This window comes from Gilvimarinus sp. DA14, assembly GCF_024204685.1.
In the GTDB taxonomy this organism is placed as follows: domain Bacteria; phylum Pseudomonadota; class Gammaproteobacteria; order Pseudomonadales; family Cellvibrionaceae; genus Gilvimarinus.
The window spans coordinates 1456271-1476402 of sequence record NZ_CP100350.1; the positions used below are offsets into that span (position 1 = coordinate 1456271).

At 52.2% G+C, this 20132-nt stretch carries 16 protein-coding genes; 7 read left to right on the forward strand and 9 right to left on the reverse strand.

Features of this window, described 5'->3' with window-relative positions; genetic code table 11:
* Window positions 1–149 precede the first annotated feature (149 nt).
* On the forward strand, window positions 150–1775 hold the full coding sequence (locus NHM04_RS06490; protein WP_254266177.1) for a glucan biosynthesis protein: 1626 nt from the start codon (window positions 150–152) through the stop codon (window positions 1773–1775).
* Complete coding sequence (gene mdoH / locus NHM04_RS06495; RefSeq protein ID WP_254266178.1) at window positions 1747–3693, forward strand: glucans biosynthesis glucosyltransferase MdoH; 1947 nt, start codon at window positions 1747–1749, stop codon at window positions 3691–3693. Before NHM04_RS06490 ends, mdoH begins: the two co-directional genes overlap by 29 nt.
* Before the next feature lie 160 nt (window positions 3694–3853).
* Here mdoH and NHM04_RS17405 read toward each other — a convergent pair whose 3' ends face one another.
* Together NHM04_RS17405 and NHM04_RS06500 are read right to left on the reverse strand one after the other, a co-directional pair.
* Window positions 3854–4309 (reverse strand): GNAT family N-acetyltransferase, encoded by a 456-nt coding sequence (locus NHM04_RS17405; RefSeq protein ID WP_371872585.1) that lies wholly within the window; start codon window positions 4307–4309, stop codon window positions 3854–3856.
* A gap of 30 nt (window positions 4310–4339) precedes the next feature.
* Window positions 4340–7015 (reverse strand): bifunctional acetate--CoA ligase family protein/GNAT family N-acetyltransferase, encoded by a 2676-nt coding sequence (locus tag NHM04_RS06500; RefSeq protein ID WP_254266179.1) that lies wholly within the window; start codon window positions 7013–7015, stop codon window positions 4340–4342.
* 116 nt (window positions 7016–7131) lie between these two features.
* On the opposite strand from NHM04_RS06500, the gene NHM04_RS06505 reads away from it, so the two are divergent.
* Entirely contained in the window at window positions 7132–8997 is a 1866-nt protein-coding gene (locus NHM04_RS06505) for an alkaline phosphatase family protein (protein WP_254266180.1), read from the forward strand.
* Window positions 8998–9065: 68 nt separating this feature from the next.
* Here the strand turns inward: NHM04_RS06505 and NHM04_RS06510 are convergent, their stop codons facing one another.
* The gene (locus NHM04_RS06510; protein WP_254266181.1) at window positions 9066–9866 is read right to left on the reverse strand and encodes a PRC-barrel domain-containing protein; all 801 of its coding nucleotides are present in this window, start codon (window positions 9864–9866) and stop codon (window positions 9066–9068) included.
* Between the two features lie 79 nt (window positions 9867–9945).
* Complete coding sequence (locus tag NHM04_RS06515; RefSeq protein ID WP_254266182.1) at window positions 9946–10530, reverse strand: porin family protein; 585 nt, start codon at window positions 10528–10530, stop codon at window positions 9946–9948.
* Window positions 10531–10979: 449 nt separating this feature from the next.
* On the opposite strand from NHM04_RS06515, the gene NHM04_RS06520 reads away from it, so the two are divergent.
* Window positions 10980–11906 (forward strand): glucosaminidase domain-containing protein, encoded by a 927-nt coding sequence (locus NHM04_RS06520; RefSeq protein WP_254266183.1) that lies wholly within the window; start codon window positions 10980–10982, stop codon window positions 11904–11906.
* Window positions 11907–12207: 301 nt separating this feature from the next.
* Window positions 12208–13086 (forward strand): ion transporter, encoded by an 879-nt coding sequence (locus NHM04_RS06525; RefSeq protein WP_254266184.1) that lies wholly within the window; start codon window positions 12208–12210, stop codon window positions 13084–13086.
* Window positions 13087–13150: 64 nt separating this feature from the next.
* Here NHM04_RS06525 and NHM04_RS06530 read toward each other — a convergent pair whose 3' ends face one another.
* Entirely contained in the window at window positions 13151–13645 is a 495-nt protein-coding gene (locus tag NHM04_RS06530; RefSeq protein WP_254266185.1) for a hypothetical protein, read from the reverse strand.
* A 164-nt stretch (window positions 13646–13809) separates the two neighbouring features.
* Here NHM04_RS06530 and NHM04_RS06535 point away from each other — a divergent pair, with 164 nt between their 5' ends.
* A complete protein-coding gene (locus NHM04_RS06535; protein ID WP_254266186.1) occupies window positions 13810–14901 on the forward strand; it encodes a hypothetical protein in 1092 nt (363 codons plus the stop codon).
* Here the strand turns inward: NHM04_RS06535 and NHM04_RS06540 are convergent.
* Window positions 14880–15713, reverse strand: a complete 834-nt coding sequence (locus tag NHM04_RS06540) for an alpha/beta fold hydrolase (protein WP_254266187.1) — start codon at window positions 15711–15713, stop codon at window positions 14880–14882. The two genes, NHM04_RS06535 and NHM04_RS06540, sit on opposite strands and share 22 nt — an antisense overlap.
* 44 nt (window positions 15714–15757) lie before the next feature.
* Window positions 15758–16255 (reverse strand): DUF2938 domain-containing protein, encoded by a 498-nt coding sequence (locus NHM04_RS06545; RefSeq protein WP_254266188.1) that lies wholly within the window; start codon window positions 16253–16255, stop codon window positions 15758–15760.
* A 62-nt stretch (window positions 16256–16317) separates the two neighbouring features.
* Between NHM04_RS06545 and NHM04_RS06550 the strand changes: the two genes are divergently transcribed.
* Window positions 16318–16788 carry a helix-turn-helix domain-containing protein gene (locus NHM04_RS06550; RefSeq protein WP_254266189.1) on the forward strand — a complete coding sequence of 157 codons (471 nt, stop codon included), beginning with the start codon at window positions 16318–16320 and terminating at the stop codon, window positions 16786–16788.
* Window positions 16789–16860: 72 nt separating this feature from the next.
* Here NHM04_RS06550 and NHM04_RS06555 read toward each other — a convergent pair whose 3' ends face one another.
* Both NHM04_RS06555 and katG read right to left on the reverse strand, forming a co-directional pair.
* Window positions 16861–17757: a hypothetical protein gene (locus NHM04_RS06555; protein ID WP_254266190.1), complete on the reverse strand. Its 897-nt coding sequence runs from the start codon at window positions 17755–17757 to the stop codon at window positions 16861–16863.
* Between the two features lie 158 nt (window positions 17758–17915).
* The gene (gene katG / locus NHM04_RS06560; RefSeq protein ID WP_254266191.1) at window positions 17916–20129 is read right to left on the reverse strand and encodes a catalase/peroxidase HPI; all 2214 of its coding nucleotides are present in this window, start codon (window positions 20127–20129) and stop codon (window positions 17916–17918) included.
* Window positions 20130–20132 lie beyond the last annotated feature (3 nt).

Genomic DNA, 20132 nt, shown 5'->3' on the forward strand with positions numbered 1-20132 from the left:
GCGCTGCCAACAGCCACCGACCCCTAGAATTTTCCTGAAGTTGGCGAATTTTAACCGCCACTTCGATCATTTAGCTTGCCATTTAGCAACTGGCAAACTAATTGCTCAGCTGTTGGCTCAGTCAGTACAACTTTACCCGGGACACAACCATGAGCAATGCTTCGCGCGGCTTCCGCGATTCTTCAAGGCCTGCCCAATCAAAACTGGCAAGCAAGGTTTTTTACGCCCTGTTATTTTTTTCCTGCCTTGCCCTCAGCGGTATCTCTTTACCGGGTGCAGCGCAAACAGTCGAAAAAAGCGCGCCCGACGTGGTATTTAATATCGCCAAGGAACGCGCCGCAAAACTCGCGCAGCAACCTTATCAGGAACCAGAGTACAATGTGCCGCAAACCCTGCGCGAGATGAATTACGAGCAGTACCGCTCCATTCACTTTCGCCGCGAGGCGGGCCTATGGCAGCACGACTCGCTGTTCGAAGTGCAATTTTTTCACCCGGGCTTTTACTACAATGAACCGGTTAACATCACCACGGTAGACCGCGCAGGCGCCAGCGCCCGCATCCCTTTTAAGCCCGAATTCTTCCGTTATGGCGATCAAGCCAAACCCATCGCTGAAGCCGTCACCCAAGACTTAGGCTATGCTGGCTTTCGCGTTCATTACCCACTCAATGAAGCGGACCGCAAAAGCGAGTTTATTGTTTTTCAGGGTGCCACCTATTTTCGTATCGTCGGCCCAGGCCAGGTGTACGGCATTTCCGCCCGCGGCCTGGCCATTGACACCGCCGAGAGCAGCGGCGAAGAATTCCCTGTATTTCGCGATTTCTGGCTATTACAACCAGATAAAGAACAGACCAGCTTAACCGTGGTTGCCTTGATGGACAGCCCCTCGATAAGCGGCGCCTACCGTTTTACCCTGAAGCCGGGCGCGCCCACCATAGTGGATGTGGACGCTGCGCTTTATCCGCGCACCGAAATCAACAAAGTGGGGATAGCGCCCTTAACCAGCATGTTTTTTAGCGGTGAAAACAGCACGGTTTATGTGGACGATATCCGCCCCGAAATTCATGATTCGGACGGTCTGCTGGTGCACAACACGCAGGGCAACTGGACCTGGCGGCCTCTTAGCAACCCCCAGGTACTGCGCGTTTCATCCATGCAAGAGACCAACCCCAAGGGCTTTGGCCTGCTGCAGCGCGACCGTCATTTCAACAGTTATCTCGATGCCGAAGCTCACTATGCCGAGCGCCCGAGTTTATGGGTCAAGCCCAAGGGCGAATGGGGGACAGGCCGAGTCGAGCTGGTGGAAATACCTACCGACTCCGAAACCAATGACAACATTGTGGCCTACTGGGTGCCGCAAGAGCCTCTGCAACCCAAGGTTGAACACTTGTACGCCTATCAATTGCGCACCTTTGAAGATCGCCTGCCAGAACAAACACTGGCCCAGGTTGAGCGCACCCGAACCGGCTGGGCGGCGATACCCGGCCAGGAAGACGGACCACCTCGCGCACACCGCAAATTTGCCATCGATTTTAGCGGCGGCGAACTGGACAATATTTCTCCCGAAGCGGAGCTTGAGGCACAAACCGCGGTGACCGGCGGCGAAATTACCGATGTGGTAGTGCAGTCGCTGCCCACCCCAGGCACCTGGCGCATCGCGTTTACCTTAATTCCCGCGGGCGAAGCCCCCGCCGATATGCAAGTATCTCTGTCCATGCGCGACCAACAACTGAGCGAGGTTTGGAGCTATGTCTGGTACCCCGATGCTGTACAGTAAAATGTCGTCGCAGGAACCCACCGGTGCCGCCGATAGCGATCATTCCAATGATCGGCCGCGAGAAAACACCATTACCATGCCGGGGAAGACCGCACGCCGGGCGCTGTTTTTCACCTTGGTTTTTTTGCTCGGCGCCCTCGGGGTGGGCATGATGTTCGAAATCCTGCGCCCCAATGAAATCACCTGGTTAGAAATTAGTTTGCTGGGGTTATTCGCCATCACTTTTTTATGGATTGTGTTTGCCTTCACCAGCGGCGCAATAGGTTTTGCTCTGCAGCTTTTCAAAATTGACCCGCTGACATTAAAACGGCAGACATCCATTCCCTCGCCTCACCCACGGGTTAACACCCGCACTGCGGTAATCATGCCAGTGTACAACGAGGATACCGGTCGCGTGATCGCGGGCTTTGAGTCCAGCCTGCGCTCGCTGGAGCAAACCGGCCAGCTCGACGCTTTCGATTTTTACCTGATTAGCGACACCCAAGACCCTGACATTGCCCGCGCCGAGGCCGGCGCCTGGCAGCGGCTGTGCGAACGACTGGGGCCTCTTGCCGAAAAGGTATATTATCGCCGCCGGGTGAATAACACCGGGCGCAAAGTCGGCAATGTCAGCGATTTTTGCTGTCGCTGGGGTGATCAGTATGAATCCATGATAGTGCTGGATGCCGACAGCGTAATGAGTGGCGAGTGCATGCTATCGCTGGTGCACGCTATGGAGCAAAACCCCAAAGCGGCGCTGGTACAAACCGTGCCGATCCCTGTGCGCCAACACACCATGTTCGGCCGCTTTTTGCAGTTTGCCGCCGACCTTTACAGCCCAATGCTCGCCACCGGTCTTGCTTTTTGGCAGACCGATACCGCCAACTATTGGGGGCACAATGCGATTATCCGTATCGATCCTTTTATCCAGCACTGCGGCCTGCCCGAGTTAAAAGGCCGTGGGCCATTCAGCGGCGAAATTCTCAGCCACGACTTTGTCGAGGCCGCGATGCTGCGCCGCGCCGGCTGGGACGTAATATTACTGGCAGATTTGCGTGGCAGTTACGAAGAAGTGCCCAGTAATATGCTCGATTACGCCACCCGCGATCGCCGTTGGGTACAGGGCAACATTCAGCACATGGGAATTGTGCGCGGTAAAGGTCTGCACGGCTTGAGCCGCCTGCACTTCTTGCAGGGTGCTATCGCCTATGTGTCGTCACTGCTATGGCTGAGTATGCTCGCACTAAGCAGCATTGACGCTGTGGTACGCGCCACCACCAGCAACGAGTTCTTTACGTCTGGCTTTCAGTTATTTCCCAACTGGCCCATTGCCAAAACCGGACTGATATTTTCCCTACTCAGCCTCACAGTGGCACTACTTATTTTGCCCAAGGTATTCGGTGTAATTATCGCGCTGATACACAGACGTGCAGAGTTTGGTGGCGCTATTAAGCTACTTGCCGGGGCGACCATTGAAACTCTGTTTGCCATTTTAATTGCCCCGTTGATGATGGTTTTCCACGCCTATTTTGTGGTCTCGGTTCTTGTCGGCCACAAAGTCAGTTGGAACGCTCAGGCGCGAGAAGGTCGCATGGTCCCCTGGCGTGAGGCCTTCGCTCACACACTGCCGGCCACCTTGGTAGCGCTTTTGTGGGGCGGTGTCAGCTATGTTCTAACACCGGTTTTTTTCTGGTGGATGACCCCGGTACTGGCAGGCCTGGTTCTGGCCGCGCCTATTGTGCGCTATAGCAGCAGCCTATCGCTTGGCCTCTGGCTGCGAGACAAGGGAATTTTTATTACCCCGCCAGAGACTCGCGAGCCTGCGGTATTAACTGAGGTGGCGAAATATCTGGATGAAAATTCTGGTGAGTATCCAGATTGCCCAGAGCCTGCCGTGCCTGCATCACGATGGCGGGAAATGCCGATCCAGAGCTTTTAAATAGATGAACACATAAAGCACAGTCCGTTTCGCCGATTGCTACTGGCGATACGGGCTGCCTCTTGTCCATATCAATAAAAATCGTGTAATAGAAACCTAACTCACAGGAAAGCGGAGCAAGTTCTTAAACATCTAATGGGTACGAACAGCTTTAATAAGCCTAAAAATAAGAGGGTATACAAGGCTTCCCACTAAACCCTGCTGCCCTGAAGATCATCCAGCAGCTATTACCAACACGCTCAAACCCAAGCTTGTGATAATAATCTGCAGCAATATCACTATGCAGATAGATTGCATTTGCTTTGTGTTGGCTGAGCAACCTTTGTGTAATTTTAGAAACCAGGTAAGCCGCGTAGCCCCTTCGCCGGTAAGTAGGCGCGGTTACCACAGAACCTATGCCGTAACAATGCTCGCTTAAACCAAACTGATTTGTGTACACGATCAGGGAAGAAACAGGCGTATCATTAACACAGAGTGTGTACCACGAGCCTGATTGGTACTTGCGGCTTTTACGACAGCTTATCAAGTAATCTTGTAGAGACTGTCCCTCGCTCCAGGCATCAAAACCCATAGAGTAAATGATATCCATACTCTGGGGCGCCGTTATTATTTTCATTAGAAATCCCTTTACCTACCCGCAACAGTTTTATTTAAAATCAAACCGCATGGTAATTACCCCCTCTTCCATATCTCGCTTTACCGCAAAACCTAGCGACTTAGCTAAGCCCGCCATGCCATGATTTTGCAGCATGGTTTCGCCGGTTAAATAATCAATGCCACTGTCGCGGCAGTAATTGAGCATTTTTAGCAACAACCGTTTACCTAGTCCCTGGCCTTTCATATCGGCGCGCACCACCACGGCGAATTCGCCTTCGGTGTTTTCCGGGTCCATCAAGGCGCGCACAACACCTAAGGTTTCTTCACTGCCGTCTTCGCATTTGGCGCTGGCAATAAAGGCCATTTCGCGGTCGTAATCAATTTGCGTTTGTCTTGCCAGCTGCTCGTGACCCAGGCTTGGCATTTCGGCAAAGTAGCGGTTGTAGCGGTCGGCGCCCAGCAGGCGGCGGTCAAATTCACGGTGGGCTGCCTCATCTTCTGGGCGGATCGGACGCAGTACCACCTCACGTCCATTTTTTAAACTGATTGGCTCTTCAAGCTCTTTCGGATATGGCCGAATCGCAAGTTGTCGTGTTTGCGGATCGCCCAACTTTACGCTGATATCCAGCACCGTAAGTTCCGCGCCGGAAGCGAGCAGTGGATTAATATCCAACTCCTGGATTTCCGGATGGTCAATTACAATTTGATTGACCTGGGTCAGCAGTACCTCAAGCGCGTGGCGGTTGAGTGGCTGTTGCAAATTGTGATCGCGAATTTTGCCCTCGGCCAGCGCCTGAATAACCAGGTAACGAGCCAGCGCCATATTAAGTGGTGGCAGAGCAACCACGGTATGGCGCTGGGTATCCAGCTCTGTGCCAGCCTCGCCCAATAAAATAACCGGGCCGAACACCGGGTCGTTTTTAACGGCAATGCGCAGCTCGTAGGCACCGGCGCGGCGGGCCATTTGCTGTAAGGTAAATCCCTCGACCTTCGCCTGGGGATAAGTGGTTGCCACACGCTTGAGCATATTCTCGGCGGTTTGATGCACCTCTTGCGCCGCGTGCAGGTTAAGCACAACTCCGCCGACTTCGGATTTGTGCAGAATATCCTGTGAGACAATTTTTAACGCGACCGGAAAACCGATACTCGAGGCCTGCAGCGCTGCCTCTCCCGGTGTCAGTGCGGTAGAAGTGGGCAGAGTTTTAATCCCGTAGGCCTGCAGCAAAGGCACAATGTCTTCGGTGTTTAGCTGATTATCGCCCCGGCTATGGGCCAGGTTGACAATTTTGCGGGCACTGAGAATATCGTGGGGAATACCGGCGGGCACCGACTCTGGTGTTTCCAGCAGCAGCTTTTGGTTACGACGGTATTGCACCATATGCATAAATGCGCCCACCGCCCCTTCGGGCGTGCGAAATGATGCTATTCCCGCTCGAGAGAATTTTTGCCGCCCCGCCACCGAAGCGCCCTCACCCATCCATGCCACCAGAACATTGGGGATGCGCCCCGATTTGCGTTTTATGGTTTGAATGACTTTTGCGGCGTAGGTTTCTCCAGAAACAAGCGCCGAAGGGCCGTGTAATACCAGTAAATTATCGACCTCAGGAGCGTCTAACAGGATTTCCAACGCCTGCTGGTACAACTCGGGCGAGGCATCGCCCAATAGATTAACGGGGTTGGCGCTGCGCCCCCCGACGGGAACCACCTCGCTCAAGCGCTGCTGGGTTTCCTCGCTCAGGGTTTCCAGACGACCGCCATTACTGATTAAGGTATCCACCGCCATAAGCGCGGGACCTACGCCGTTGGTTAGTACGGTGAGCCTTTCACCGTGTATCGGTTTGCCGTGGGCCAGTGTTTCGACTGCGGCAAACAGCTCGCGCAACTCCCCTACCCGCAACATACCGGCGCGGCGAAAGGCGGCATCGTAGACACCGTCTGCGCCGACTTGATCCGGCGCTACTGTGGCTGCCGCCTCCAGGCTTTGCAACGTGTGGCCGGTTTTAATCACCAATATGGGTTTGTGCACCGAGGCTGCCCGCGCCGCCGACATAAACAGCCGGCCGCTGCGAATGGATTCTACATACAGCAAAATCGCGCTGGTTTTGCCATCGCGCCCCAAGTAATCCAGCAGCTCATCGTAATCAACATCCGCACCATCACCCAGGGCAATAAAATGAGAAAAACCGATGCTGCGCTTGTCCGCCCAATCGAGAATTGTGGTACACACCGCCGACGACTGACTGATAAAGGCAATCTTACCCGGCTGCGCCGCAGTGTGCGCATAACTGGCATTAAGACCGATACGCGGCACCATCAAGCCAATACTGTTGGGCCCGAGAATACGCATTTGCCAGCGATGCGCGGCATCGAGCATGGCCTGCTGTACTGTGGTGCCGTCTATCTCAAGCTGGCTCAGGCCGGCAGCAATAACTATTGCATTGCGACAGCCAAACTCACCCAGCTGCTCGATGATTGAGGGCACCCGATCCGCACGGGTACAGATAATTGCCAAATCAGGCACCACCGGCAGCTCATTAATCGAGCCGTAGGCTAAGACCCCATTAATAGCTGAGTACTTGGGGTTAACGGGCATAATGGGGCCGGCAAAACTTGCCTGCAGCAGGTTGCGCATGACGGCATTACCCGGTCGGTTAGCGCGATTGGAAGCGCCAATTACCGCAACCGATGAGGGGTGTAACAATTTGTCGATATGTTTAAGACTCATGCCTGGATTTTAGAACCTGTTGCCCTTATTTGGATAGTAGCAACGCTGTGGGAATTTTAAATTCGCTACAATAGCCGCACTATTCTACTGCACTGCCGTAACGGACTTGCCAACCTATGACAGACACTCTGCCACTGATTCTCGCAGGCCCCATACTGCGCCATACCACAAGTTCACAAGTAACCCTGTGGCTGTGTACCAGTCGCCGCAGCCATATCCAGGTGCAACTGCACCAGCCAGATAACACCGTCCAAACCTTTAACCCCACACAGCACCAACTGCCGGCAGGGGAACGCTGTTACTTGCAACTGCTGCATTTAAAGCTTTCAACGCCTCTGCCAGAAGGCGAGCCTATTGGCTACGAACTGATATTTAACGGTGAGAAAATCGCGTTGCGCGAACGCCTTAGCGAGCTGTGCTACGCTGACGAACCCCGTCCGAGCTTTATCATCCAACCCAAACTTAAACGTTTGCTGCACGGGTCTTGCCGTAAGCCCCATCACCCTGGGGAAGATGGCCTGTGCGATGCCGACAGACTAATGGCGCAAACACGCGGTAACACCCAGCAGACTCCGGCGCTGTTATTAATGACTGGCGATCAAGTCTACGCCGACGATGTGGCGGGCCCAATGCTTGCCGCTATCCACCAGCTGATTGCCAAACTTGGCCTGCGCGATGAAAGTTTTAGCGGCGCTACGGTGGATGACACACAATCGCTGTTTAGCTGCGACAACAATTACTATGAACGCGAACAACTGCTGCCGCGTAATAAAGCCAATCGCGATCTGTTAGAGCTGTTTTTTGGCGGTGCCGAAAAGCCTATTTTTACTTCAGCAGGAGCACACAACCACTTAATCTCACTCAGCGAAATGCTGGCCATGTACCTGCTGACCTGGTCTCCCATCTGTTGGACGCTGGTAAATGTGCAACAGCCACCGGGCGGAATGAAAGACCAGTATCGCGAACAGTACCTCAATGAGCTCAAACACATAAATCACTTTGCCGACGGCCTAGGACAAGTGCAACGACTAATGGCACACCTGCCCAGCTATATGATTTTTGACGATCACGATGTCACCGATGACTGGAATCTTACCCGAGGCTGGGAGGAGACTGCTTACGGTCACCCGTTTTCGCGGCGTATTATTGGCAATGCCCTGATCGCGTACTGGCTGTGTCAGGGCTGGGGCAACCAACCGGAAGTATTCAAGCCTCTCGCCAGCAGGCTGGATTCACTTTTTGCCGACGAGGCAATCAACCGTCAAGATGAGTTGATTGACACACTTTTGGACTGGGAACACTGGCACTATGAGCTGGACACCCAACCCCCTGTCGTGGTGCTGGACACCCGCACTCGGCGCTGGCGCTCGGAATCCAGCCCCAATCGGCCATCGGGCTTGATGGATTGGGAAGCGCTAACCGATATGCAGCAAAAACTGATTGGCCATAAAAGCGTTATCATGGTTTCACCCAGTCCGGTGTTTGGGGTGAAGCTGATTGAAGTGGTACAGCGTATTTTTACTTTCTTTGGCAAAGCGCTGATGGTAGATGCAGAAAACTGGATGGCCCACCCGGGCGCAGCCAATGTGATGCTGAATATATTCTCCCATCTGAAAACGCCGCCACACTTTATTATTTTATCGGGCGATGTGCATTACTCCTTTGTCTACGACGTAACCATTAGGCGGCGTAAGCACAGCCCGGAAATCACTCAAATTACTGCCAGCGGTCTAAAAAATACCTTTCCGGCATCCTTGTTAAAATGGTTCGACAGACTAAATCGCTGGCTTTACGCCAGCCGCTCGCCGCTAAACCTATTTACCAAGCGCCGCCGCATGAAAGTCCGACAACGTCATGTACCCGGACAAAAACACGACCGACTATTAAACCAATGCGGTATTGGTTTGGTAGAGTTGCAAAGTGAGGGCGACCACATAAAAGCCAGCATTATCAGTCGCAATAGGCAGCAAGACTTTTACTAAATTAGCGCAAGCTGGACAGACTACCTTCGGGCTGTCCCGAAGGTAGTCAGGCAGGATTACAGGCATTATTAATGGCCCAGGGAATACTGCTCTTCGCGGTACTCTGGCATATTATCCAGCTGGTCTTCACTCATGGGGGTATTCCATACGATCTGGTTTCCCTCAGCCTTGAACTGGCGCGCGTCCACCAGAACCTCCTTGTCGCCAATGCCGATAAAGCCACCCACGCTGATCACCAGATCGGTCACCCGGTTATCTTTGACAATGACTTTTTCGACTTCGCCCAGAGTTTCGCCTTCGCGATTCACAACATCGCGTCCTTCAAGGTTCTTAGCCTGAGTAGCGGGCGCTGAAGCCAATGACGGACCATCAGACTCCGCCGGATCGGCAGTCTCGCGGGTCGAATACTGCGCAACACCTTGGGCTTCGCCATCCATTTCCGCAGTCATACCCGAGCCTTCTGGGTGACTGGCAAGTGAGCGAGCCTGGCCACTGGTCTGGGCCTGCGATTCAAGCTCCGACTGTGATAGCCGATCACTGCGCAGCAATTCACGGGCGAACACTGCATACTCTTCGCTGTTAAGCGCATCATCGGCGTTGTCGTCAAAGCGATCCATCACTTTATCTTCACTCCAGTCGCGCTGCTTTAAGTCCTGCTGATAGGCACTCTTTAACTCAGAGAACTCCACCTGGCCACTGGTGTCTTTATCCACCTGAGAAAAAGCTTTTAAATTGACCGAAGACTCATACACGCTCCGCTCGCCGTTCTTTTGCATTTCCCCAGCCAGCGCCAAGGGAGACACAGACAAGCTGCCCAACAGAGCTAGAGCGGCCGTTTTAGCAAACACAGTTTTACGTAAATTACTCATAACATTCACCTCAATGGTTTGGTAAAAGGATGCCCTTAGTCGAACGAGCATCCCAAATTCACCCCCAAAGTCCGTGGTATTAGAATGTGTACTGCAGGTTGACGCTGGCGTAGTCCACATCCATATTCAGCGGCTCGCTCTGCAGCACATTGACTTCGTCGCGCTCAATATCAAAATTAAAACGCTCATACTCGACGCGCAGGTCTAAATGCTCCGCGATTTGAAACTTTGTACCTACACCCCAAAAAGTGTCGTCGCCGTCAAAATCTTCTTCCAGATTAGCGACATCCGTGTTCAGCCTTGCATCACTGTCCCACCAAAGTTGCCCCCCTTTGGCGTAGAGAGAAAAAACTTCGGTCAGGGGCGCTTCTAAAATGAGAGCCAAAGAAGTACCCGACGGATCAAAGGTAAAAACATCATTACTGGCTTCGTCAAAATCGATGTACGCCCCTTCAACGCCGATGTACTCGTTAAACTTAACCAAGGCAAACGCTTTTTTCGCCGCCTCGTCCTCATCAAAGTCACCGTCTTTCATTTTAGTGACACCGTAACCACCACCGACAGAAAATTCGGGTTGAAACCGCCAGCCATTGTCCGCAGATTGCGCCATTACAGAAGCTGATGAAGCGCACAGAACACACACTGAAAAAACCTGCTTAAACATAGGTACTACTCCTAAATCATCCTAAGAATCGATCGCTGACAACACAGGGGTTTGAGCGATATCGCAGGTAGCTATCGCAACCAACATGCCAAAAAATATGTTAACTTTCAGATTTGGAGCGGCTTCACATTCTTCGCTCCAAGCTGTGATACACACATTAAAAGGTGTGCGAAAAAACGCAGCTTTGCTCAGTAAACAATCACTATCGAGCCTAGCAACTCCGTGCCACAACCTGACCCTCCGTCGAATGACTTAGCCCGATGGTAAGACTTACAAAATCAGCAAGTGAAGTTTTCAAGAGAGCGAGTGGGTAAGCAGCGAATTGGCGAACCGTTGAGCCCAAACAATACTCTTGATACATTGTTTGGCGCGCAGCTCTATAATGTATCGTTTTCGGCCAGCCCCTTAGCTATATGTCTCTCAACCTGAACGAGCACCTATCCGTCGTTATGAAATTGATTCTCTGTACTGGTCTTTTAGTACTAAGCTTTTTTGCCGATGCAAAAGATTTACTGGATGATGCGAGTGATGGCGAAAACAACACGCAGTACTTTTTCGTCAATGGCTATCAGGACCTGTTGCGACTATTCGGAGATCTCGGCTATACCAAAGAAGCCTGGCTAGAAGGCGACCGTGGCATACCACGGCTATATATTGCTGATATACCCCAGCGCTGGAGTTCGCATACCAGCCAAAAAATCACAGTCGACCTGAAAAAACGACTTTTCTTTCGCCTGCTTTTACCTTTAGTCTTGCGCAGCAACGAAATTATTCTCAACGACCGAAAAAAATTGCTAAGACTCGCCGAGCAAAAGTCACTTAATACCGAGCAGCAGCAGTGGCTGACCCAGACGGCGCAGGCTTACGACGTAGCTGAAGGCGACACATCCCAGAGCGCAGTTATTAATCAACTGCTCAAGCGGGTAGACACGCTCCCGCCATCTCTGGTTCTCGCTCAGGCAGCGGAAGAAAGCGGCTGGGGCACCTCGCGCTTTGCCTTTGCCGGCAACGCGCTTTTCGGCCAGTGGACTTGGTCTGGCGAAGGTATAGCCCCACAAAATCGACGCAGCGGCAAAGGGGATTACAAAATAGCCAGCTTCGCCTCGCCGCTGCAATCGGTGCAAGCACACGCGCGCAATTTAAATACACACCATGCCTATCGACCGTTTCGCGAAAGGCGGAAAAGCTACCGAGAACAGAACAGGCCCTTCGATGGTTCGAGCGCTGCCGAGACCTTAACTCGCTACTCAGAGCGAGGCCCGGCCTATGTAAAAACCCTTCACAGCCTTATCGAGTTTAATAATTTACAAGGTACCGATACGGCAACGCTTATGAGCTCCCCGGCGCTGGTTTTAATGCTGCAACATAGCGAGTAACCCTGGCCCTGAATACTTGTTTAGCCCACGAAGAGCACAGTAGTGACAAGCCCCGGTAAAGTCACTGCGGCGGGCTAACAAAGCCTATTCGATGAGCAAATCCAGGGCGTCAGTCGGCGTAGGCGCGCTCAAAGGCAAAAAAACCACAACCCCAAACACACCGTTAGGATCAAAAATACGGAATTTTTAAAACAGGTATCGCTACAGGCGGAACCGTCACCTCAGGATAGCCATGACGCTGGCGGATTTTAGCCGTACAATCGGGGCAAGCATGCCATCAGCAGATGAACCAAGGAGCCATATGAGCACGCCGGATAAAGTCCAACAAGCCCCCCATGAGACCTCGCAAAGCGCCGCCGCTGGCGAGGGCGAATCCCTGCGAAAGCGGCTGAATCGGATTATCTTTGGTTGGGACACCCCTGCGGGCAAGCTATTTGACTTGTGTCTGATTTGGGCCATCAGCATCAGCGTATTGGTGTTGATGCTGGAATCCGTAGAGTGGATTGTGCGTGAATACGAGCCTTGGCTCCGGGCGGCCGAGTGGACGTTTACTCTATTGTTTACCGCCGAATACCTTACCCGAATCTACTGTGCCGAGCGTCGCTGGGCCTACATAAAAAGTTTTTACGGTATTGTCGACTTACTGTCGATTTTGCCGTCTTATCTGGCGTTTTTTATTCCCGGCGCCAATAACCTTTTGATTATTCGCCTGCTTCGAGTACTGCGGATTTTCCGTATCCTTAAGCTCGCGCGCTATTTGAGCGAAGCCAATTTGCTGATGCGCACAATGATGCTGGCACGACGCAAGATTTTTGTATTCTTCTCTTCCGTGCTGGTGCTGTCGGTTATTTTTGGCTCGCTGATGTATATGGTGGAGGGCCCTGCGCATGGCTTTACCAGCATTCCCAAAAGTATTTACTGGACGATTGTGACGATTACCACGGTAGGCTACGGCGACATTGTGCCACAAACCATTTTGGGGCAGATTATCTCCGCCGCTGCCATGCTCACCGGTTATTCTATTATCGCCGTTCCTACCGGTATTCTCACCGCCGAGCTCGCCCAGGAAATGCAGCGTGATCGCCACCGGCGGTATTGCCCCGGCTGCCAGCGCAGCGGACACGAAGCCGACGCAGCACATTGCAAGCATTGCGGTGAGGCTTTACCTGAGGCCAAGTAACTGACATAAGGATCAATACGAGTTCATTCTCAAACGCGGACGCGAACAGACGCGTTATAAGCGGTTATTGGCGCTCGGCTTGACGCAACTGAATCGAGGCGGCCTCAATGCGAGCCCGATAGGATGACTTAACAAAAATAACTGTCGAATCGGGGGGCAGCTTTAACTTTTGCCAATACCGGCGTGATCCAATGATCACCCCACGCTCATCAAAAAATACTGCACTCGCCTCTAGCCTTTTAACCGACGGACTTTTATTGCGTAAAGATATCCAGACATCAATATTGCCCTCACTGTAACCCCCAATTCCCTGAGACTCTACGACTACGCTTGTGCCCTCATCGAGAGGCTGATTGTGCCACAGCAGCGGCAGCTTCAGGCTGGCATCAGGGCAATAATAGGCCTGCAACTTGTCCCGCTGCGGCAACACCTCTGGAGGCTCAGTCTCAAGCTGTAAACAGCGCCCAAGCGACAGCTCAGAAGCTTTGCCTTTAGATGGCAAGCGCTGATAAAGCTGCTGCCAAAATGAACCCGCCGTTACTCTTGCATTCTGCGACATAGCTTGGCCTAATATTTAAACGAAACGTCCCTGTCTCTAACAGTGTATTGGCACCAGAAGTCCGGGTGCAGTTTTAGTATGCAAGGGACCACTGGCAGCGGCCATAACCCATATGGTGCAAATATCGGTAATAGATGCCGAACAAACGGAAGTGGAAAGCGAAAATGGATATGCAGTGTTCCCACAGCAACTTGCGTGAGCAAGCGATTGAGCTGATTTACTCTACCGCCTTTGACGCCAGCGCCTGGAAATCTTTTATGGCATTGATTAAAAAGGAATTGCGGTATGAGCTGGCCAACGTCACCTTGGTTAACAACCAATCTTTAAAACCCATATCGAGGCAGCACCACAATAACCCCAGTGAATATGAATCTTTGTATCTCAAGCATTTTCACTCCCGCGACATTTGGTATAAGGCCCTGCAGGAGCGTTCAAAAGAAGGGGTATTTACCCCGAGCCACAGAGTGGTTACACCAGAAAACTATAAAAAGAGTGAGTTTTATAATGATTTTTTAAAGCGGTACCAGATCAACAATGCGATCGGTGGCTATTGGCAGTGGCAGGATGATATCTCTGCGCGAGTCAGCTTTTTACGCTCCGATGCGGCTGGCCCTATCAGCGAAGCAGAAGAATATTTCTTTAACTCTCTATCTCGGCATATAAAACACGCCTTACGCCTGCAGCACAGCAATTTCGCCTCATCGCAAACCGAAAACGGCAGCTGCGCCGCCATAATCACGACTGATCTTACGCTTCTCCACTACACCGATTCATTTATGCAGCTGTTGGACGACGGCGGCCTGTCGGCTGGTTTTTCGCATAGATTATGTTTTAAAGATAGAAGCTCGCAAGAAAATCTTGCTGCAACATTAAGAACCATGGATTTACCCGGTGCACCAGACAGTGCAACTGTGCCAATCATTATCAACGGCAGCATAGCCGTTCTTGTGCATATATCTCCACTGTACCTTAGCGCCTGTACCTCGAGAGGCCAGCGAACCTTTTTGCTAAATCTTTCTACAGCGGGGCTATTTAAAACCGAAATACCTATACAGCAAAAGCTGGGGCTAACAGATGCCGAGTTTGCGATTTGCAAAGACCTGGCTCAGGGGGCTTGTATAAAAAGTATTACCGCAAAGCGTTGCCGCTCAGAGCATACTATCCGTAAACAGGTAAAAGATATCCAGAGCAAGCTTTCGGTAAGCACTCAGGCGGGGGTAGTCGCAAAGTACTATCAACTACTACTGAATTCATAACAATTCACTCGACCGGCGAACTCCTTTATACCCGCCAATAAGCGCTCTGGCTCAGTCAGCATAATATTGTGGCCACTCCTGGCGCAATGCACCCACTCACACAGCTCGCCCAGCGCTTGCTCCGCCTTAATCTCATAATTGAGTGGGTCGCGTGCTCCTATATAACACACAACGGGCGCCTGACAATGGCTAACTAAGTGTCTGATGGGCATATCACTAACAAAGTCCACACCGCTAAAGAAAACATCCAAGTTAAAATCCACCTTTTCTAACCACTGCTGTGGCAGAGGCGTGGGATCTAACTCGGGTACGACTTGCGCAAAATAGGCGGCAAGGCACTCCGGCCGCTTTTCGATCCAGAGTTGCTGTACTAAATTTTTCGCTAGCGCATTGCCCCGCGCGGAAAAATACCGTTGCAAAGATTTGGGCCCACCTAGTACCGGCGATATACAGACAATTCCCCCGACTCGGCTTGGCAGGCGCTCAGCCAACAGAAAAGCTGTGTGGCAGCCGGCAGAGTGAGCAAGGACAATCGCGGGCCCGTGCAAGGCGAGTATCGCTTGCAGCGCGTCTAGCCAGTGCTCTTGATACGCGCTTAAGTCCGTCTGCTCCCGATTTAGTCCAGAACCCGGTGAGTCCAGGTAGATAACAGTCCCAGCTAGAGCTTCAAATGCAGGGCGAAACAGACTGTGATTCAAGCCCGGCCCACCCGGAATAGCCACATAGGTTGAGCCGGCTGCACCTGGTTGAACCCAATAGCGATAGGTCAACCCGTGGACTATCACCGATTCTATTAACATCGCGTCAGCCATTGTCTTGCATCCCTTTGTTACGACAATTTACCTTCAGCTTACCCTCAGCCTCCACTAAACCAAACTATGCCGGCAAGGTATAAGCCAACACCGAAAATTGCATGATTGAGTAGGCTTTTCAGTCGTGCCGTCCAAGGTGCAGCCGTCCTGCTGGCGGCGATACCCTGCCCCATACCCGGTTGCATAAACAAAAAGGGTAGCAGCACCGTAGCTACGCCAAACCCTAGCGCTGGCCATAAGTTTGGCTGAAATAACCAGGCGTTGCCCACCCAGCCGAGAAACACTAACGCAAACACGACGCCTGTAATATAGTGAAAAACCCAACCCAGCCACAGCTCCGCAACGACCGGACTTGACTGAGCGATAGCTCTATGGAACACCCGGCCCGCCGATACGTGCCCAAGCCAGCGTCCGAGATATCGCATATTCATTGAAGGAGTATTAAACGCCCAGCGCTGCAGCCAGGCCCAGCAGTCAAGCAACGCCGTTGCGCTAACGCCAAGAAGAACCGCAGCTAAAACCCATTCAGATATTGACTTCATATTTGCCTCCCAACAGATCTAAAATAACAGTCTGCAACTTAAAGCCAACTTGAAGTCAAGAGATGAACAGAGAAGCTTTACTGGATATTGCTCAGGTCGCGCGCGAGGCTAATATAACAGCTGCTACGCTGCGCTATTATGAAGAGCTAATGTTAATTAAACCCGCCGGGCGTCAGGGGCTGAGGCGCCAGTACTACCCTCAGGTGATTCAACAATTAGGTTTAATTGCTTTAGCGCAAGAAGCGGGCTTTTCACTGCAAGACATAGGCGCTATGTTTGCAGGCGGCAAGCTACAAATCGACCGCGAGCAGCTTAGCGCTCAGGCGGACGAGCTGGACCGCCGCATTAAACGCCTAAGCGCTATGCGTGACGGTCTGCGCCACGCTGCACTGTGTCCCCACGAGGACCACCTAGAGTGCGATAAATTTCAACGGTTAATTAAAGTCGCGCAAAAATCGCGGCAGCTTAAGTCCAGACAAGCTCAGCCTCAGCAACTGAGTAAAACAAGTCGCAAGCACAACCATAAACTCTAGCGAATCATCGACTCTCTTGGCACAGTGAACGCTTCGGCCGTAGGATAAAATTACTGATCACAGATAACGGAGTTACGGATTGCGACTAGAATCTTCCTTTAGAAGCGTGCCCTTAGCCGAGATGGATGACATGGAGAGGCTGGGATCGTGATAGGGATTTTCCAAGGTAATGAATTTCAAGCCCTCCCTGCGCAAAAATTCTATTTCAGCCGCAAAGTGTTGACGAAACAAATCTTGCATACCTCCGTGCTGCTGTAACAAGTTAAGGCCCGTTTCGATTCTCTCGGCTAAATGAAGATTACCCTTGCCGACATAAAAAACCACTGGAAACCAGAAACTCACTACGGTATCCGGAACAACCGCCAGCTGTTCAGCAGTCTCCGAGCTGGCAATAGCCTCGCGATAGTCCATTAATGTCGCCGGTAGAAAATCAAACCTCCCCTGCTGCAGCATAGATACCAAAGACGTAACATGGGCGATATCACTGACCCGAAAACCATTGTGGCGGTAAATATCCACATCAGCCCAGCCACGACCCAAGCCGACTTGATAGTCGGCCAAGGCTAAAAGGTTGTCCAGCCGCCGGAAACAATCGATATCATTCGCACGTATAATCAAGCGCTGATGACCGAGCAGATTAAATAGGATGGGTACCTTTATGGGGTGATTTTCTTCATTTTTATCCTGGCTCGCCCCTGGCGGCAAATAAGGGCCTGTGCGTATGTTAATAAGCTTGGCCTTATTAATTTCTCTGCGCGCTCGGCTGGTGCTAAATTCTTGCGCCACCCGTACCAGCTGGTAAGGTCCGTGAGAATCTCGGGTTACCTCTAAAGCACTTTCGAGCAGCGCGAGCTGATAGGCGTCGCGCTTAGGCGACTGCCCCCAATCCCAATACCGGTAAACTTGCGCGGCATTTGTCGCTGACACGGAAAACAATAAAAGTAGCAGTAAATACTTGTTGCAGAGCATAAAATCTACGCCAGTTCTTATATTTATTGTTTTAGATTACCAACAGCGCTTAGGTCACGCAATGTGTCACATAATAGAAACGAAAACGAGCCCTGCGGGGCTCGTTGTTCAGTCGCCGGCGCTTTACTAAGGCGCCGTTGTTTAGCCTGATGTAAACGTTATAAATCGAATCTATCGGCGTTCATTACCTTTACCCAAGCGCTGATAAAATCGCTGACAAAGCGTTCATTGGCGTCATCTTGCGCATACACCTCGGCCAGGGCGCGCAGCTGCGAGTTAGAGCCGAAAATCAGATCCACACGTGTGCCAGTCCATTTCACCGCGCCGGTTTTCATATCGCGGCCCTCGTAGCTGTTGTCGCCTGTGGATTTCCACTGAGTGTTCAGATCGGTCAAATTGACAAAGAAATCATTGCTCAACTGACCTGGCCTGTGGGTGAATACACCAAGCTTGCTGCCTTGGTAGTTCGCACCCAGTACGCGCATGCCCCCCACCAGCACAGTCATTTCGGGTGCGCTTAACCCCAACAGCTGCGCTTTATCCAGCAGCATCTCTTCGGGCGAGGTGATATACAGTTTACGACTGTAGTTTCTAAAACCATCGGCCTCTGGCTCCAGCGGCTCAAAAGACTCGGCGTCGGTAAGCTCGTCGGTAGTATCACCGCGACCCGGACTAAAAGGCACGGTAACTTGCATACCGGCATCCTGCGCCGCTTTTTCAATCGCAGCGGAACCGGCCAGAATAATCAGATCAGCCATAGAGATCTGTTTACTGCCCGCCTGCGCACTGTTGAATTGGCTTTGAATACCTGCCAGGGCGGATAGAACCTTTTGCAGTTGTTCGGGCTGGTTTACTTCCCAGTCTTTTTGCGGCGCCAGACGAATGCGTGCCCCATTAGCGCCACCGCGCATATCTGAGCCACGGTAGCTAGAGGCCGAAGACCAAGCGGTGTAGACCAGCTCCGCAACCGTTAATCCTGAGGCGAGAATTTTCTCTTTCAAAGCAGCCACTTCGGCGTCATTGACCAGCTCGTAATCCACCTCGGGCACTGGGTCTTGCCAGATTAAATCTTCAGCGGGAACCTCTGGCCCTAGGTAGCGCGCTTTGGGGCCCATATCCCGGTGAGTCAGCTTGAACCAGGCGCGGGCGAAGGCGTCAGCAAACTCTTGCGGATTTTTATGGAAGTGCTCGGAAATTTTGCGATATTCGGGATCTTCACGCATTGCCATATCGGCGGTACTCATCATAATTCCGACGCGCTTGCTGGCATCCTCGGCATCTGGCGCGCGGTCTTTATCCTGCAAATCTTTCGGCACCCAAATATTGGCACCGGCAGGACTTTTAGACAGCTCCCACTCGTAGCCAAACAGCACATCAAAATAGCTCATATCCCACTGGGTGGGCGTGGGGGTCCAGGCCCCTTCCAGACCACTGGTGATGGTGTCGCTACCCTTGCCCGAACCATGGGAGCTTATCCAACCCAGGCCCATCTGTTCTACGGGAGCCGCCTCGGGTTCGGGACCAACCGATTCGGCATCGCCCGCGCCGTGAGTTTTACCGAAGGTGTGACCACCGGCCGTAAGGGCGACGGTTTCATAGTCATTCATGGCCATGCGCCCAAAGGTTTCGCGAATATCGCGAGCCGATGCCAATGGGTCCGGATTGCCATCGGGGCCTTCGGGGTTAACGTAAATCAAACCCATTTGCACCGCAGCCAACGGGTTTTCTAAATCCCGCTCGCCACTGTAGCGGCTGCCTTCTTTGTCACTGGTGGCCAGCCACTCTTTCTCAGCGCCCCAGTAAATATCTTGTTCCGGTTCGTACACGTCTTCACGGCCACCGGCAAAGCCAAAAGTTTTAAACCCCATGGACTCCAGCGACACATTGCCTGTAAGGATGTACAAATCTGCCCAGGAGAGTTTGTTACCGTACTTTTTCTTAATTGGCCATAACAGACGACGCGCTTTATCCAGGTTGCCGTTATCAGGCCAACTGTTCAAAGGAGCAAAACGCTGAGTGCCGGTGCGCGCACCGCCGCGACCATCGCCCAAGCGGTAGGTACCGGCACTGTGCCAGGCCATACGAATCATAAACGGGCCGTAATGACCATAGTCCGCCGGCCACCAATCCTGCGAGTCTTTTAATACCTTTTCAATATCTTGCTTCACTTCAGCCAAATTCAGCTTGTTGAACTCGGCTGCATAATCGAATGCCTGGCCCAATGGATTTGAGCTGGGGTGATTTTGATGCAGAATGCTTAAGTTCAACTGGTTGGGCCACCAGTGCTCGTTGCCTGTGCGCTCGTCGGCTACCTTCGTGCGTGAGCCATGCATCACAGGGCACTTCCCTTCGCTGATATTATTAACGCCCATGCG